Origin of the sequence: Methylobacterium endophyticum (assembly GCF_050591105.1) — a bacterium.
Lineage (GTDB): Bacteria > Pseudomonadota > Alphaproteobacteria > Rhizobiales > Beijerinckiaceae > Methylobacterium.
The window spans coordinates 23,206-39,255 of sequence record NZ_JBNHES010000024.1 but is presented as its reverse complement, the minus strand read 5'-3'; the positions used below and the strand labels follow the sequence as shown (position 1 = coordinate 39,255).

The 16,050-nt window shown below is 67.1% G+C and carries 17 protein-coding genes, 1 tRNA gene and 1 pseudogene; 6 read left to right on the top strand and 13 right to left on the bottom strand.

Annotation, left to right across the window (positions count from 1 at the left end; translation table 11 throughout):
- The first annotated feature begins 138 nt into the window (after positions 1-138).
- Positions 139-1,056 (top strand): LysR family transcriptional regulator, encoded by a 918-nt coding sequence (locus ACP56T_RS20210; RefSeq protein WP_430913953.1) that lies wholly within the window; start codon positions 139-141, stop codon positions 1,054-1,056.
- Here the strand turns inward: ACP56T_RS20210 and ACP56T_RS20205 are convergent.
- The 7 genes and pseudogenes from ACP56T_RS20205 to ACP56T_RS20175 all read right to left on the bottom strand — a co-directional run bounded on the left by ACP56T_RS20205 (position 1,034) and on the right by ACP56T_RS20175 (position 5,286).
- Entirely contained in the window at positions 1,034-1,309 is a 276-nt protein-coding gene (locus ACP56T_RS20205; protein WP_430913952.1) for a hypothetical protein, read from the bottom strand. The genes ACP56T_RS20210 and ACP56T_RS20205 overlap by 23 nt on opposite strands.
- Before the next feature lie 24 nt (positions 1,310-1,333).
- Positions 1,334-1,879, bottom strand: coding sequence for a GNAT family N-acetyltransferase (locus ACP56T_RS20200; protein WP_430913951.1), 546 nt, complete (start codon positions 1,877-1,879; stop codon positions 1,334-1,336).
- A 640-nt stretch (positions 1,880-2,519) separates the two neighbouring features.
- On the bottom strand, positions 2,520-2,672 hold the full coding sequence (locus ACP56T_RS20195; protein WP_430913950.1) for a hypothetical protein: 153 nt from the start codon (positions 2,670-2,672) through the stop codon (positions 2,520-2,522).
- 230 nt (positions 2,673-2,902) lie between these two features.
- Positions 2,903-3,606: pseudogene (locus tag ACP56T_RS20190) on the bottom strand (IS5 family transposase).
- Between the two features lie 422 nt (positions 3,607-4,028).
- Positions 4,029-4,400: a hypothetical protein gene (locus tag ACP56T_RS20185; protein WP_430913949.1), complete on the bottom strand. Its 372-nt coding sequence runs from the start codon at positions 4,398-4,400 to the stop codon at positions 4,029-4,031.
- A complete protein-coding gene (locus ACP56T_RS20180) occupies positions 4,397-4,858 on the bottom strand; it encodes a hypothetical protein (RefSeq protein WP_430913948.1) in 462 nt (153 codons plus the stop codon). Before ACP56T_RS20180 ends, ACP56T_RS20185 begins: the two co-directional genes overlap by 4 nt.
- Positions 4,855-5,286 (bottom strand): hypothetical protein, encoded by a 432-nt coding sequence (locus tag ACP56T_RS20175; RefSeq protein WP_430913947.1) that lies wholly within the window; start codon positions 5,284-5,286, stop codon positions 4,855-4,857. The genes ACP56T_RS20180 and ACP56T_RS20175 overlap by 4 nt, the downstream gene beginning before the upstream one ends.
- Before the next feature lie 192 nt (positions 5,287-5,478).
- On the opposite strand from ACP56T_RS20175, the gene ACP56T_RS20170 reads away from it, so the two are divergent.
- Both ACP56T_RS20170 and ACP56T_RS20165 read left to right on the top strand, forming a co-directional pair.
- Positions 5,479-5,555, top strand: a tRNA-Pro gene (locus tag ACP56T_RS20170).
- Between the two features lie 25 nt (positions 5,556-5,580).
- Positions 5,581-5,892, top strand: a complete 312-nt coding sequence (locus tag ACP56T_RS20165) for an ETC complex I subunit (RefSeq protein WP_430913946.1) — start codon at positions 5,581-5,583, stop codon at positions 5,890-5,892.
- Between the two features lie 12 nt (positions 5,893-5,904).
- Here ACP56T_RS20165 and ACP56T_RS20160 read toward each other — a convergent pair whose 3' ends face one another.
- Complete coding sequence (locus tag ACP56T_RS20160) at positions 5,905-6,363, bottom strand: nucleoside deaminase (protein ID WP_430913956.1); 459 nt, start codon at positions 6,361-6,363, stop codon at positions 5,905-5,907.
- A 68-nt stretch (positions 6,364-6,431) separates the two neighbouring features.
- A complete protein-coding gene (locus tag ACP56T_RS20155) occupies positions 6,432-7,493 on the bottom strand; it encodes a spore photoproduct lyase family protein (protein WP_430913945.1) in 1,062 nt (353 codons plus the stop codon).
- Positions 7,494-7,673: 180 nt separating this feature from the next.
- On the opposite strand from ACP56T_RS20155, the gene glgX reads away from it, so the two are divergent.
- The 3 genes from glgX to ACP56T_RS20140 all read left to right on the top strand — a co-directional run bounded on the left by glgX (position 7,674) and on the right by ACP56T_RS20140 (position 12,007).
- Positions 7,674-9,986, top strand: coding sequence for a glycogen debranching protein GlgX (glgX, locus tag ACP56T_RS20150; protein ID WP_430913944.1), 2,313 nt, complete (start codon positions 7,674-7,676; stop codon positions 9,984-9,986).
- 101 nt (positions 9,987-10,087) lie between these two features.
- On the top strand, positions 10,088-11,710 hold the full coding sequence (locus ACP56T_RS20145) for a histidine kinase famiy protein (protein WP_430913943.1): 1,623 nt from the start codon (positions 10,088-10,090) through the stop codon (positions 11,708-11,710).
- Between the two features lie 33 nt (positions 11,711-11,743).
- Positions 11,744-12,007: a plasmid stabilization protein gene (locus ACP56T_RS20140; protein WP_430913942.1), complete on the top strand. Its 264-nt coding sequence runs from the start codon at positions 11,744-11,746 to the stop codon at positions 12,005-12,007.
- A gap of 183 nt (positions 12,008-12,190) precedes the next feature.
- Here the strand turns inward: ACP56T_RS20140 and ACP56T_RS20135 are convergent, their stop codons facing one another.
- From ACP56T_RS20135 to fba, 4 genes are all read right to left on the bottom strand, one after another.
- Positions 12,191-13,078, bottom strand: a complete 888-nt coding sequence (locus tag ACP56T_RS20135) for a dihydrodipicolinate synthase family protein (RefSeq protein WP_430913941.1) — start codon at positions 13,076-13,078, stop codon at positions 12,191-12,193.
- A 139-nt stretch (positions 13,079-13,217) separates the two neighbouring features.
- Entirely contained in the window at positions 13,218-14,249 is a 1,032-nt protein-coding gene (locus ACP56T_RS20130; RefSeq protein ID WP_430913940.1) for a tetratricopeptide repeat protein, read from the bottom strand.
- The gene (locus tag ACP56T_RS20125) at positions 14,246-14,893 is read right to left on the bottom strand and encodes a thiamine phosphate synthase (RefSeq protein WP_430913939.1); all 648 of its coding nucleotides are present in this window, start codon (positions 14,891-14,893) and stop codon (positions 14,246-14,248) included. The genes ACP56T_RS20130 and ACP56T_RS20125 overlap by 4 nt, the downstream gene beginning before the upstream one ends.
- A gap of 13 nt (positions 14,894-14,906) precedes the next feature.
- Positions 14,907-15,980, bottom strand: coding sequence for a class II fructose-bisphosphate aldolase (gene fba, locus ACP56T_RS20120; RefSeq protein ID WP_430913938.1), 1,074 nt, complete (start codon positions 15,978-15,980; stop codon positions 14,907-14,909).
- Between the last annotated feature and the right edge of the window lie 70 nt (positions 15,981-16,050).

Here is a 16,050-nt window from a genome sequence, read left to right as displayed (position 1 = left end):
AAGGGCGAAAACCAGTTGCCGAAGGTCGTGGCCGGCGTCATCTTCCGCGACGGGACCGAGGTCACCGCGAGCCCAGATCACCGCGCCGCCTGACCGCCGCCGTCACCTAAAATCCTGCATAGCTCGTATTGGGCTGAGATGCGCACTTTCCTCGTTGCCGCGCGCGAGAAGTCGACATCCCGCGCGGCAGAGAAGCTAGGGATCAGCCGCGCCACCGTGCAGACCCAGATACGCCGGTTGCAGGATAAGATCGGCGCGCAGTTGATCGTCTCCAACACATCAGGCCTGACACTGACCTCGCATGGCGAGGAATCGGCCAAATCTCTATCCCGTGTTGATCGGGACATCTTTGCCTTGGCTCGCGAAGTTGCCACCCCACGCGGAGTGCCGCAGGGCATCGTGCGCCTCGGCTGCCCCGATGGCCTTGCCCTCATTTTCGTAACACCCGCCCTGCGCTCATTCTCGGAAAAATATCCGCAAATTCAGGTCCATCTCAATGCGCTGAGCAACTATCGGTCTCTGCGCGAAAACCTGACAGACTGCATCATGGCGTTCAGCCCTGATGAACATAAAGACGTAACGAACATTCAACTCGGGTGGCTGCATCTCGTGCCTGTGGCAAGCCGGCAATACGTTGACGAATTTGGTCTGCCGACAAAAGAAAATCTGTCGGATCATTATTTTATAGAAACAGAAAAATACTCAGCACCGGTGCCGATTTGGCAGGGCTGGCAGGGAGCGGTCAAGCAGGGGCGTGCTCGCCATTTCTCCGACAGCTCGATCATCTATGCCATGATGGTAAAATCTGGTTTGGGTATTGGCTTGCTCGCGAGCTACGTGCTGCAAGAACCGACAGCCGTCCACATCGACATCGGCATTCACGTTCGGCTGCCGCTTTACGCCTCGTTCCTCACCGATCGGCTCGAAGCCAAACCTGTCGCCATCATTCGAGATCTGCTTGTCTCGTTGTTCGGCCCTGACGAGCGCTGGTTCAGCAAGGATCTGATCGTCCCGGTTGGACTGGATCCAGGCTTCAAGGTTTTTCACGATCTGTAGACGCCCGCTTGCGCTCCTCTCTCTCGACGTAGTTCCGCAATAGGATCGACATATCCAAGTAGCGGTTGGCGATATCCTCGTAGATCTCCTGCAACTGAAAGGCGATCTCAGCGTCAATGGCGATGTTGTCGACGCGCATCAAGGGCAGCGCAATCAACATGGGATCGATGCGCGGATATTCGGCAAGATCATCGTCCAAGATCGGAGACTGAAAGTTCGTGCGCAGTTCGGATGGGTTGTTCGGGTCCGACATGAGCTTTCTTCCTACCGCCGGGAGTCAGCCCAGCCAGGTGGGTGTGTCCCACGCACCTTCGACCCGATAGAGTGTGCCCACATCACTGTGCTGCGAGATCGCATTGTGAGGCACGACCAGCTCCTTCACGAGCTCGACGCAGTCCTCGTAATCCGGACTGACCAGGGGGGGCTTGCCTTCGACAACCTCAAAGCCCAACACGCGCCGCCAAAGCGGGACATAGCGCGGGCCGGCGTGCGTGATGAGCCTGGAGTACCCCTTGCGAGCGACATGCGCGAACACGAACTCCGAGAGGGTCTTGAGCGTCCTGGCGTTGCGGAAGGCCGGCCGGAAGGCGGTCCGCTCGATTTTTGCGAAATCCTTGAACCACCGGATACGAGTTGCGCCGATCGGCTCATCACAGTCATAGGCAACCATATGGGTTGCCTGGAAATCGTTCCCGTCGAAAGCGTGCGAAATTTTGAGATGCTCTTCTTCCATAAAGCATATGCTTCTGATGAACAGCGCATGCATCAACTGTTCCTGAGTCGTCACAACGACGATCTTCAAGCTGTTGTGTGACTTTTGCATCTACGTGTCTCTTTTGGCCGCGTTAGATTGTCGGCAATTATTTACAGCGATAACTTTGAGCTACGTAGAGGCAATTTTGGCATGGGTGTCCAAAAATCTGGCAGCGGCTCCGCCCCAACGGAGCAGGACGCACTTCGCCTGCTCCAAGAGGTCTGCGCTGCCATCGCGGCGCGCCATGCTGCGGCGGACGATCAGGAAGCAAGCGCCTGCCTGAATGCGACGCTCGACGCCCTGTCCGACCAAGATCGTGATCGCGTCAGGGTGGCCATGCAGCGTATTCTGGATGTCCGTTTACCGCCCAGCAGGTTGCCCCAATGAGCGAGCCCACGAATTCCCGCCCCCTGATCGCGGCAGACGTTCTGCGCGCGCAGTTGGTCGATATCGCGCATCTGACCCACCGGTCGCCCGATAGTTTCGTTCGCGACGCTAGCGGCCTTCGCGAGGACGGCGCCCCTGAGCTACTGGCGATCTGGAGCAGGCTGGACCCGGCGGCGCGATATCGGTTGCTCGGCGTCGCTCGCGAGATGGATCGTGCCTGTCACGGGGGCGGCGGGATCGACGTGTCCGAGGCAGGTCCGTTCAGGGGCCACCGATGACGTGGCGGAGGATCGCGTAGGCGATCCCGCCCCACAGGTCCGGCTTATAGCCTTACCCATGTCAGCGCCCCTGCTGAGACCAGCGTCGCGACCGCGCCGAGAACGAGGACGACCACCATCAGGCGGTGGAGCCCGCGTCGTCGCTCGCGGACCTCTGCCGAGAGCTGACGGCGCGAGAAATCATGATCGTCCGTCACCGCTTCGCCCTCTCCCGCGCCAAAGCCCGAAACGCCTCAGCAACGAGCGGAATGGAGGATGGACCGGAAGCGATCCCAGCCGCAGCGCGCCTCTCGCATCGTCTGGCAATGGCAACGATCTCCTCAGCCATCAAGGTGTAGTGAGGGCGGTGGGTTTCGTCGCGGTTGAGGATGCGGGGAGGGTGGTCGGGCATGGCGCTACGATGCATAGTTCTAGGGTCGAGACTCGATCAGCACCAGAAGGCGATGACGGCGGCGAGCGCGAGGGCGGAGGCGTAGTTGCGGGCGAGCTTGTCGTAGCGGGTTGCGATGCGGCGGAAGTCCTTGAGGCGGTTGAAGGTAGCCTCGATCCGCCAACGCTCGCGGTAGCGGCGTTTTTCGTGGCGGATCTTTCGCTTGCGGCCGCGCTTGCCTGGGATGACCGGGGTGATGCCCTGGTCCCGCAGGGCGGCGCGCAGCCAGTCGGCGTCATAGCCCTTGTCGGCGGCCAGGCGGCGGATGCGGCCGGGGGCCTCGGCCAGCACCGCCGGGGCGGTGGTCACGTCGCTGGCATTGCCCGGCGTCAGCAGGAGGACGTCGGGGCGGCCGAGGACGTCGGTGAGCGCGTGGACCTTCGTCGTCTGACCGCCGCGCGACGGGCCGATGCCTTGCGCGCGAGCCCCCCTTTGCCGCCGTGGGCGGAGCGATGCGCTTTGACGTAGGTGCTGTCGAGGGCGGCCGCGTCCCCGGCCCAGCCTGTCTTGGCCAGGGCGGACAACATCGCCCGCCAGAAGCCGCGGCGGGACCAGCGGTTGAAGCGATTGTAGACCGTGGTGGAGGGGCCGTAGGCGGCCGGGCAGTCACACCAGCGACAGCCAGCGGCGATCACGTGCAGGATGCCGGAGATGATCTGCCGGTCGTCCTTGCGCTCGGGGCCGGGCTGGTTGCGGGGCATGAACGGTTCGATCACCGCCCACTGGTCGTCCGAGAGCCAGAACAGATCCGCCATCGCCGCCTCCACGCTGCAAACGGCGACCCCGAATCATAAAACCAAAGCCTACACAACACCTTGATGCGGTTTTAACCCTAGCGATGCCGTATAACGCAGCCGCTCGCTTCAAGGGCTCAGCAGTCGTGATGCCCGTTCTGACGCTGCTGCTCAATTATCCCGAGATGCCTATGCAACTCATCGACCACAGCTTTTCGCTGCGCAGGTGTCATTAGGTCACCAGGAGTGAGGTATTTCCTCGACCCGTCCGGCATCGTGTAAACGTGAATCCAGTGGCCACTGGCGGACTTCATCTCGCCAGTGGGACCACAGACGCCTAGACTCCTCAGAGCCCGATCGTAATCGACAGAGTCCACGCGCTAAGTGCCTCAGCAGGCAGCGCTATCCGACTTAGAGGCCGCCTTTACAAGCAATTCTTCGGGCACAATCGCCCAAGGTTTATGCCCAAAATCGCCGCGGTCGGTCGGGAAGGCTGAAATCTTGATTCCGTTCCGATCTCGGAACATATCTTCAATGGCGAGCGGGATTAACTCGTAAAGCGCATTTACGTTCATAGCCGTCACGAAAAACGTGGGCTCATCCTCGCTCGTGGCGAAAAACATTCCGGAGTCAGACTCGCGGATCGCGATTGTCATAAGCTTTGCAGTTTGTTCCATAGTACCTTCAAGCCTCCGCTCACCCTGGGTGGCTGGCCCCCAGGGATTCGGGCACAAGGCCGTTAGCAAGACGTTGCTTTTCATATATGTAGTCCGCCGTGAAGGGCGTTCCGTGCGGGTTGGCACATTTTGTCGCTGATTTTTGGCAAAAGAGTGCTGAGGGAGACACCTGAGCGGCTGTCCTTGGGGGTGGGCGGCGCTTCGCCGCGAGCACGTGGTGCGTTAGCTGCTGCATTCACCCCCGATCCTCCCTCTCCGTGCAGACCCCTACGAGAGAGAGGGGGGGGCTTGCCCGCGACAACCATGCTGCCCGATGATGCGAAACGGACCGTCCAGCTATCATCGTCGGCTTCGAGCATGACACTGCCGTCCACGTGCAGGGCGGCTTCACAGAGGCCAGCTAAATCCGACCGCAGGTCCACGTACAGGATCGCCGCCTTGATAGACGCTTCGTTCGGCTTCTCGGCCGACTCGCCATCCCATCCGGCCCCGAGCTTGCGGAAGCCCTCGATCTCACTTTGAAGCGTCTCGATCGGCGTCATTCCCCATTTCCCTGCTCAAGAGGGGCGGGGAGGACGACATTGCCGGCGGGCTCTTCGTCGCGGTCGACCTCGTAATAGGCCCACCCCATTCGCTGCCAGAGGTCGGCGTACCACTCCTCCGTTTCCGCAACGCTGCCCTCGACGGATCGCCTGACCTCGGCAGCCCCGTCCCAATTGTCGTCCAACATCTGAAAGTGGACGCTAGCGCTCGCGCTGCGTCGTCCACCCTCGTGCATCGTGAGGTCCCAGAGGGCCACGTTGACGAAGTAGCGGGTGCCGCGACGATCCGTGACCCGCTTCTGCATCGAGCCGACATACATGCGCCGATCCGCTGGGGTATGCTCTTCGCGATGCGCCAGGAGGCTGTCCGTGAACGGCTTGTAGCCGGCGGCAGCGAATTCATCGCGCCATGCAGGTGCGTTACCCATCACGCATGCCCTCCCGCGAAGGCGCCGAGGGCGCGGAAGCCACCAGAACGCGCGTGGAACAAACTCCGGGATTTTTCCGGGACCCTATGTCCCGAAGCGCGCCTTTCGACGCCTTTTCGTTCCCTTAAGCCGGGCCGTGACGAGGGCTCAGATTGACCGGAACGACCCTTCTCCCTAGGGAAGAAGCCGTGTCGGGGTGTGGCGCAGTCTGGTAGCGCACCTGGTTTGGGACCAGGGGGTCGTAGGTTCGAATCCTATCGCCCCGACCATGATTTTCGGAGCCTTGAACCGCCGATGCCGAGCGCCCGCATCTTCCAGCCCTCCAAGGATGCCTCCCAGTCCGGGACGGCGCGCACCAAGGTCTGGGTGCTGGAATTCGACCGCACCAGCCCGCGCGAGGCCGATCCGCTGATGGGCTGGACCGCTTCGTCCGACATGCTCCAGCAGGTGCGGCTCGAGTTCGACACGCGGGAGGAGGCGGTGGCCTATGCCGCCCGCGAGGGCATCGCGGCACGGGTCGAGGAGCCGCACAAGGTGGCCCTGCGCAAGGGTCTGTCCTACTCGGACAACTTCAAGTTCAACCGCACGGCGCCCTGGACGCATTAAGGGTCGTCGCGCTCAACCCTGGCGTTCCTTCCAGCGGGCGTAGGGGGCGGCGTCGCCCTCCGGCCGGATCTGGCGCAGGCGCATGGGCTGCTCGTCGAGGGGCAGGCAGAGCTCAGCATAGATGCCGGCGCTCAGCAGGCCGTAGCCCTCGGCCTCGGTCGCGGCATAGGCGAAATAGCCCTCGCGGATACCGGAAAGCCGCATCGCGGCATGGCACATCGGGCAGGGCTGGCCGCTGGCATAGACCACGCATCCCGATAGGTCGCGGCTCGCGAGCTTGCCGCTCGCCTCGCGCAAGGCCCGCATCTCGGCGTGGTCCGTGGGGTCCTCGGTGCTGTGGATGGTATTGACCGCCCGCGAGAGCACCACGCCGTCCTTGACCACGACGGCGCCGTAGGGGCGGCCGCCCTCGGCGACGTTGCGAAACGCGAGGTCGACGGCCTCCCGCAGGTAGGTCTCGTGGTCGCTCATGGCCTTGTCGTTCTTGGCCTTATCGTTCTTGGCCTCGTCGCTCATGGCCTTCTCCTCCGTGCCCGTCGTCAGAACGCGTAGCGCACCTCGCAATAGGGCATGCGCTCGGCGAGCAGCGCCCTGAAGCGGGCGAGCCAGCGCCCCTTCCAGCCCGCGCGGTAGCGCAGGTTGTCGCCGCCGCCCTCCGAGCGCTTGGCCTCCTGGATGTCCGGCCGCCAGAGGAGAGCCTCGGCCTTCGGGTGCCATCCGAGATTCACCGCGTGCAGCCCCGCGTTGTGCGTGAGCAGGATGACCTCGCATTTGAGCTGGCGCCTGGCGGCCTCCGAGATGCCGCCGTCGACCTGATCGAACAGGGTCCGCCAGTCCGCTTCCCAGCCCTCGTAGAGGATGACCGGCGAGAAGTTCAGGTGGACCTCGTAGCCGGCGGCCACGAAATCGTCGATGGCCGCGATGCGCTCGGCCATGGGCGCCGTGCGCACGTCCACGATCCGCGCGATGCGCTCGGGCATGAGCGAGAAGCGGATGCGCGTGCGCCCCTGCGGATCGTAGCCGAGCAGGTCGCGGTTCACGGCCTTGGTGGCGAAGGACGCCTTGGCGTTGGGCAGCCCGCGAAACAGGGCCACCACGTCGCGGAGCGTGTCGGCGAGGGTGGCGTCGACGGAGAGGTCTCCGTTCTCGCCGATGTCGTAGACCCAGGCCCGGCCGTCGATGCTGTCGGGCTGCGGCAGCGCGCCCTGGCGGGCGGCGTGGCGCGCGATCGCGGCCGAAATCTCCTCGACATTGACGAAGAGCGAGATCGGGTTCGCGTATCCCTTGCGGCGCGGCACGTAGCAATAGGCGCAGGCCATGGCGCAGCCGTTGGAGAGCGAGGGCGCGATGAAATGAGCGCTGCGCCCGTTCGGCCGCATGGCGAGCCCCTTCTTCACCCCCAGCACCAGCACCGAGCGCTTGATGCGCACCCAGTCCTCCACCGCGCCCTCGTTGCCGTGGAGGGTCGGGATGTTCCAGTGCGAGGGCACGACGATGCGCCTCGCCTGCGGGAAGCGGGCGAGCACCTCGCGGCCGCGGGCGAAATCCTCCACCGCCGGCTCGTGATAGATCGTGTCGATGGCGACGATGTCGCGGGCCATGGGCTCCCGTCTCGCGAGGGATGGATCTAGGCCGGCGACCGCCGGGGACCATGCCGGTCCGCGCCATGCCGCGACGCAGCGGAATTTTTTTCTCTCCGCCGGACCTTAGCCGCAGGCGGCACGTTCAACCCGAGCCAGATCGTCCGCGCGCCGCCGCGGTTCGGCCCCATCGGAGTGAGCATGCCCGACACCGCCCGCGGATCGAAGACGAAGCCCGCCTCAAGCCGCGTCGCGCGCTCGCGCATCCGGGAGGGCCGGCCCTATCCCCGTGGGGCGACCTGGGACGGGCTCGGCGTGAACTTCGCCGTCTTCTCGGCCCATGCCACCAAGGTCGAGCTCTGCCTGTTCGACGACGCCGGCGAGACGGAGTTGGAGCGCATCGAACTGCCCGAATACACGGACGAGGTCTGGCACGGCTACCTGCCCGACGCGCGGCCGGGGACCATCTACGGCTACCGCGTCCACGGCCCCTACGAGCCGACGGCCGGCCATCGCTTCAACCCGAACAAGCTCCTCATCGACCCCTACGCCAAGGGGCTCGTCGGCTCGATCACCTGGAACCCGGCCCTGTTCGGCTACAAGATGGAGACCGGCGACGACCTGACCTTCGACGAGCGCGACAGCGCCCCCTTCACCCGCCGCTCGCGCGTGATCGATCCGGCCTTCACCTGGGGGCGGGACGTCAAGCCGAACGTGCCCTGGGAGAAGACGATCGTCTACGAGACCCATGTGAAGGGGTTCACCAAGCTGCATCCGCAGGTTCCCGAGAAGCTGCGCGGCACCTATGCTGGCCTCGGGACGCAGCCGGTGCTCGACTACATCAAGAGCCTCGGCGTCACCGCCGTGGAGCTTCTGCCGGTCCATGCCTTCGTGCAGGACGACTATCTCCAGCAGAAGAACCTCGTGAACTACTGGGGCTACAACACGATCTCGTTCTTCACTCCTGCCCGGCGCTACGCGGCGGTGCCGGATTTCGCCTTCTCCGAGTTCAAGGAGATGGTCGCGCGGCTCCACGGGGCCGGGCTCGAGGTGATCCTCGACGTGGTCTACAACCACACCGCCGAGGGCAACGAGAAGGGCCCGACGCTGTCCTTCAAGGGCATCGACAACGCCTCCTACTACCGGCTGCTGCCGAAGGAGGAGCGCTACTACATCAACGACACCGGCACGGGTAACACCTTCAACCTCTCGCATCCGCACGTCCTCCAGCTCGTGACGGATTCGTTGCGCTACTGGGCGACGGAGATGCGGGTCGACGGCTTCCGCTTCGACCTCGCCACGATCCTCGGGCGCGAGTCCTACGGCTTCGACGAAGGCGGCGGCTTCCTCGACACCTGCCGGCAGGACCCCGTGCTGAACGCGGTGAAGCTCATCGCGGAGCCCTGGGATTGCGGGCCGGGGGGCTATCAGGTCGGCGGCTTCCCGCCCGGCTGGGCCGAGTGGAACGACCGCTTTCGCGATGACGTGCGCGGCTACTGGAAGGGCGACCAGGGGCTCTTGCCGTCGCTCGCCTCGCGCATCACCGGCTCGGCCGACAAGTTCGACAAGCGCGGGAGGAAGCCCTGGGCCTCGGTGAACTTCCTCACCGCCCATGACGGCTTCACCCTGAACGATACCGTCTCCTACAACGACAAGCACAACGAGGCGAACGGCGAGGGCAACCGCGACGGCCACTCGCACAACCTCTCCTCCAACCACGGGGTCGAGGGGCCGACCGACGACGCGGCCATCCGCGCCGTGCGCTTCCGCCAGATGCGCAACATGCTGGCGACGCTCTTTCTCTCGCGCGGCACGCCGATGCTGCTCGCGGGCGACGAGTTCGCCCGGACGCAAGCCGGCAACAACAACGCCTATTGCCAGGACAACGAGGTTTCCTGGATCGACTGGGAGAAGATTGGCCCGGAGGAGCGCGACCTCGCCGAGTTCACGCAGCGCCTCATCCTGCTCCGCTCGGCGCTGCCGATCCTGACGCGCGGGCGCTTCCTGACGGGGGCCTACGACGAGGAGTTCGGCGTCAAGGACGTGACCTGGCTGCGGCCGGACGGCGGCGAGATGACCCGCGAGAACTGGGCGGACGGTCTCGCCCTCTCGCTCGCCGTGCTCGTCGACGGGCGCGCCCAGGCCTCGGGCATCCATCGTCGCGGGGGGGATGCGACGCTGCTCGTGCTCTACAACGCCTATCACGATCTCGTGTCGTTCACCCTGCCGGAATCCGTGGGCGGCGCGGCCTGGACCCGCCTCCTCGACACCAACCTATCCGACGCCCAGGCCGCCGAGAGCTTCGAAACGGGGAGCCGTTACGACGTCACCGGCCGCTCGATGCTGATGTTCGTGCTCAAACCCTGCGCCAAGGCGGAAGGGGACGCCGCAGACTCGGCCCGCGACGGCGAGGGCGGCCGCGACATGGAGCGCTCCTACCAGCACGTCATGCAGGCCTTCGAGCGCGCCAATATCGAGCGCGTCCGCTTCCGCGACGAGGGCGAGGACGGCTGAGGCCGCCGCCGAACGTCACACGCTCGCCGTGACAGCGCTCGATCCGCTCTGTTACGGTTCCGGCGCTTCCCCATCACGCCTTCCGGTGACGTCGCGCGAGCATGTCCAACACGCCTGAAACCCCGCCGACCGGGTCTCCGGGGCCGACGATGAGCGGGAGGGCCTCCGACATCACGGACGGGCGCGGGAGCCTGTTCTTCGCGGCGGTGGAAACCACGCGGATGCCGATGATCGTCACCGATCCGCGCCAGCCCGACAATCCGATCATCTTCGCCAACAAGGCGTTCGTCGGCATGTCGGGCTATTCGACGGAGGAGCTTCTCGGCCGCAACTGCCGTTTCCTCCAGGGGCCGGGCACGGACCGGGCCACCGTCGAGGCCGTCCGCGCGGCCGTCGCCGAAAAGCGGGAGTTCTCCTGCGAGATCATGAACTACCGCAAGAACGGCTCGCCGTTCTGGAACGCCCTGTTCGTCTCGCCGGTCTTCGATCCGCAAGGGGAGGTGGTCTATTTCTTCGGCTCGCAGCTCGACGTGTCGCGGCGGCGCGACGCCGAGGAGGCGCTGAGCCAGGCCCACAAGATGGAGGCCCTCGGCCAGCTCACGGGCGGCATCGCCCATGATTTCAACAACCTCCTCCAGGTGATCGTCGGCTATGTCGACATCCTCTCCGCCGGGCTGGCCAAGCCGGAGATCGACCGCGCCCGCCTGACGCGCGCCACCGACACCATCCGGCAGGCCGCCGACCGGGCGGCCACGATGACCGGCCAGCTCCTCTCCTTCTCCCGCAAGCAGCGCCTCGAAGGCCGCGCGCTGAACCTGAACACCCTGCTCGACGGCATGAGCGACATGGTCGGCCGGGCGCTCGGCGAGACGGTGGTCATCCAGCGCAGGGACGCGGCCGATCTCTGGACCTGCCGTATCGACCCGACCCAGGCCGAGGTGGCGATCCTCAACGTGCTCATCAACGCGCGCGACGCGATGCCGGGCGGCGGCGTCATCACGCTGACGACGGCCAACCGCTCCGTCGGGGAGCGCGAGCTCACCGGGACCGGGCCGCTGCATGCCGGGCGCTATGTCTGCCTGTCGATCGCCGATACCGGCACCGGCATCCCGCCGGAGGTCCTGGCGCATGTCATGGACCCGTTCTTCACCACCAAGGAGGAGGGCAAGGGAACCGGCCTCGGCCTCTCCATGGTGTACGGCTTCGCCAAGCAGTCGGGCGGGGGGGCGCGGATCGATTCCCGCGTGGGAGCCGGCACCACGGTGTCCCTGTTCTTTCCGGCCGTCGACGGGGGCGAGGACGAAAGCGTCAAGCCCGTGGCCGCGGCGAGCGACGAGCGGGGCACGGAGACCGTCCTCATCGTCGACGACCGGAGCGACGTGGCCGAGCTCGCCCGCACCATCCTGCGCGATTTCGGCTACCGCACCCTCGTCGCCGGCGACGCGCGCGAGGCGCTTGCCATCCTCGACGCCAGCGAGCCGGTCGACCTCCTGTTCAGCGACCTCATCATGCCCGGCGGCATGAACGGCGTGATGCTCGCCCGCGAGGCCCGCAAGCGCCAGCCCGACCTCAAGGTGCTGCTGACCACGGGTTATGCCGAGGCGAGCCTGGAGCGAACCGATGTGGGGGGCTCGGAGTTCGAGATCCTGAACAAGCCCTATCGCCGCTCCGACCTGAGCCGGCGCGTCCGCCAGATCCTCGACGCGCAAGGCCCGACACCCTGAACGGCGCGGGGCGCGCGAGGCGAGGAGCGCGTCATGCCCCAAGGTGACAAGTCGAAATACACCGACAAGCAGATCCGCAAGGCCGGGCACATCGCCGAGTCCTACGAGGAGCGCGGCGTGCCCGAGCGGGAAGCGCAGGCCCGCGCCTGGGTGACGGTGAACAAGGAGGACGGCGGCGGCAAGAAGCCCGGCGGCTCGGGCCGGGGCAAGACCTCCACCACCCGCACGGCGGAACAGCGCTCGGCCTCGGCCCGGAAGGCGGCGGCCACCCGCAAACGCAACGCGGCGGCGTCCTGATCTGATCGATCCGTTCGGCCACGCGCGTTTCCCTCCCCCCTGTGCGGGGGAGGGTGGGCCTCGCGTCAGCGAGGGTCGGGAGAGGGGAGCGCCCGCTCCGGATACGGCGCTCCCCTCACCCGACCCGCTTCGCGGGCCACCCTCTCCTGCACAGGGGAGAGGGGGAACGCGCTATCAACCGTGTCAGTCGAGGCCGAGCCGCTCCAGAACCTCCGCGACCCGCCCCCGCATCTCGGGGGGAAGCGGCAGGATCGGAAGCGGAGGCTCGGCGCGGCAGAGCCCGAGAAGGTCGGCGCAGGCATAGATCACGCGCAGGCTCGAATGCGCGCGGAAGAGGTCCCAAAGGGGCCCGAGACGGGCATCGAGGCGCCGGGCCTCCTCGGCGTCGCCGTGCCGGGCGGCCGCGACGATGGCGGCGCCGGTGCGCGGAAACAGGCCGGCGACGACGCTGAACCAGCCGTCCGCCCCGGCGAGCAGGGCCTCCGTGACGTTCCAGTCTCCGCTGTAGCCGAGGGAAAAGCCCTCGGGCACCGCCGCGCGGAGCGCCGCGAGATGGGCCGGCACGGCAGCGGCATCCGGGGCCGGGCTCTTGGCCGCCACGATGCCGGGCACGCGGCTCAGGCGGCCGACGAGGCTCGGGGTGAAGTGAAAATGCGTCGTGCCCGGATTGTCGTAGATACAGAGCGGCAGGCCGCTGCCCGCCACCGCGCGGAAATGCGCGAACACCTCGTCCTCGGTCAGCGGCGTGTACGAGACCGCCGCGAGGAGGCCTGCGGCAGCGCCCGCCGCCTTCGCGTCCTCGGCGAGCCGGACGGCCTCGTCGGTGCGCAGCGCCCCGATGCCGACGAGGAGCGGCGTTCCGCGCGCCTCGTCGAGCGCGGCGTCGAGGGCGCGGCGGCGCTCGGCGCGGGAGAGATAGGCGTATGTCCCGGTGCTGCCGAGGAGACCGATGGAATCGACCCCGCCCTCGCGCAGGCGGCCGACGAGCCGGCGCAAGGCCGCGATGTCGACCCGCCCGCCGGCATCCGACGGGGTGATGGGAAAGGCCGAGAGGCCGTCGAGCCGTGCCATGCCGAACTCTCCGAAGAGGCGACGCGTGCCGTTGGGTTGGAGCCCATCCAGGCGAAGCGGGTTCCGGTTCTCCGTTCGGATAGACGGCAAAACAACGATCGAGGGTCTACTAGGTGCTTCTGAAAGCGCCCGACAGACCCTAACGGACGTTGATGCGGTCGTTGGCCAGGCGCTCGGCCCTGGCGCGCTCTTCCGTGCCGAGTCCGCCGAGTGTCTGGTCGAGCCAGGCGTCGGACAACCCTTGCGCGGCGGCGCTGAGGTTCCAGGCGGCGGCCTCGACGAGGTTCTTCGGGACGCCCCGGCCGATGGCGTAGAGCCGCGCCACGCGGTTCTGCGCGATGGCGTTGCCGCGCGAGGCGGCGTGCAGGAAGTAGCGCGCGGCGCGCGCCTCGTCCTTCGGCAGGCCGGTGCCGTTGAAGAGCAGGATCGCGAACTCGACCTCGCCGGCGAGATCGCCGTTGTCGGCCGCCCGGCGGAACCACTGCGCCGCCAGCGCCGGGTCCTTCGGCACGCCCCGGCCCTTGAGATAGAGCACGCCGAGATCGTGCTGGGCGGCGCCGATCTCGCCGTCCGCCGCCTTGCGGTAATAGGTGGCGGCCTTGGCGAGGTCCGCGTCGCTGCCGCCCGACAGAAGCAGCAGCGCGAGGTTGTAGGCCGCCGTGGGCTGCCCTTTCGCCGCCGCCTGCTCCAGCCACTTCTCGCCGGCCTTGCGGTCCTTCGGCATGCCGCGCCCGTCGAGGGCCATCAGCCCGAGGGAGGCCATGGCGTTGGGCTCGCCCTCGGCGGCGGCGAGCTTGTACCACTCGGCCGCGCGCACCGGGTCCTGCTTGATGCCGAGGCCCTGGTTGTAGAGCTCGCCCAGCAGCGTCATGGCCGAGGCGTCCTTGCGGTCGGCCTCGATGCGCTTCGTCGCCTCGCGGAAGGCGGTGGCGTATTGCCCGCGCTGATAGGCGCCGTAGGCGAAATCCGGGGTCTGCGGGGAGGGCGGCGGCCGCGCCCCGCCCGAGAAGTTCGGGGTATAGGGCGACGGCAGGTCGCGGGTCGGCAGGGTCTGCCGCGCCGGGGCGGGAGCGGGCTTCACGGTGTCCGGGCTCTTGTCCGCGGCCGCCTGCGCCGGGACGGCCGTCAGCAGCGGCGCCGCCGCGGCGAGGATCGCGAGGGCGCGCCTCATGCCGGCGTCAGCGCCGCCCGAGCCCGGCCGGCGGCGGCGGGATCGGCGAGCCAGATCGCGCTCTCCAGCCCCACGAACTCGGCTCCCGTGCGGGCGAGCGCCGGGATCTCGGCTTCTGTCGCGGCGACGGCGATGCAGGGCGTCTCGAAGATTTCCGCCCACCATGCCGCGCGCTCGCGGACGGCGTCCGGGTCGGGGGCGACGCCGTCGGGATAGAGGCCGCCGACCATCAGATAGTCGATCCCCGCCTCTCCCGCCGCCATGGAGCCGTGGCGGGTCTCGATGCCGCCGGCACCGAGGATGCGGCCGTCGCGCAGGCGCCCGCGCAGCTCGCGCAGGGCCTCCTCCTCCGGCTTGTCGAGATGCACCCCGTCCGCGCCGCCGCGCGCCGCGACGCTCGCGAGATCGCCCTCGTAGCCCGCGCAGGCCAGGACCAGGGCCGCGCCGTGCTCCTGGGTCGCCGGCGCCACGCGCTTGACGAGGTTGACGAGCGCCCGCTCGTCGGCGGGGGCGAGCCGCAGCAGCACGGCCGCCACGTCGCCTGCCGCGCAGGCCGCCGACAGCGCCGCGACGAGCCCGTCGACCGCGCCGGCATCGACGCGGTGGGGGGAGAGCAGGGTGAGCCGTGCCGCCTCGTCGGCCATGCCGGACCGCGCCCTAGCGCGCCGCCTCGATCTTCGGATCGAGGGAGCCGTCGGCGTAGCGCTTGGCCATAGCGGCCACCGAGACCGGGCGGATCTTCGAACCCTGGCCGGCGGTGCCGAACTCCTCGAAGCGCTGCTTGCAGAGCTTCGTCATGGCGTCCATCGCGGGCTTGAGATACTTGCGCGGGTCGAATTCGGCCTTGTTCTCGCTGAGGATCTTCCGGATCTGGCCGGTCATCGCCATGCGGTTGTCGGTGTCGATGTTGATCTTGCGCACGCCGTGCTTGATGCCGCGCTGGATCTCCTCGACGGGCACGCCCCAGGTCGGCTTCATCTCGCCGCCGTACTGGTTGATGATGTCCTGGAGGTCCTGCGGCACCGAGGAGGAGCCGTGCATCACGAGGTGGGTGTTCGGCAGGCGCCGGTGGATCTCCTCGATCACGTTCATGGCGAGCACGTCGCCGTCGGGCTTCCTCGTGAACTTGTAGGCGCCGTGGCTGGTGCCCATGGCCACCGCCAGCGCGTCGACCTTGGTCTCGGCCACGAACTTGGCCGCCTCGTCCGGGTCGGTGAGGAGCTGGTCGTGGGAGAGCACGCCCTCGGCGCCGTGGCCGTCCTCGGCCTCGCCCTGGCCGCTTTCCAGGGAGCCGAGCACGCCGAGCTCGCCCTCCACCGAGACGCCGGCCCAATGGGCCATCTTGGTGACGTTGCGGGTGATCTCGACATTGTAGGCGTAGTCGGCCGGCGTCTTGCCGTCGCCCTTGAGCGAGCCGTCCATCATCACCGAGGTGAAGCCGTACTGGATCGCGGTGGCGCAGGTGGCTTCGTTGTTGCCATGGTCGAGATGCATGCAGACGGGGATGTGCGGGTAGATCTCGACGAGGCCGTCGATGAGCTTGGCGAGCACCACGTCGTTGGCATAGGCGCGCGCGCCCCGGCTCGCCTGGAGGATGACGGGGGAGTTCGTCGCGTCGGCCGCCGCCATGATGGCGAGCCCCTGCTCCATGTTGTTGAGGTTGAACGCCGGGACGCCGTAGCCCTCCTCGGCGGCATGGTCGAGAAGCTGCCTCAGGGTGATGCGGGCCATGGTCGAACTCCTCGTCTTGCCGGTTGTCTTGCGGGGCCTGTGCTCAGGCCGGATATAGCGCCGCTCCGGG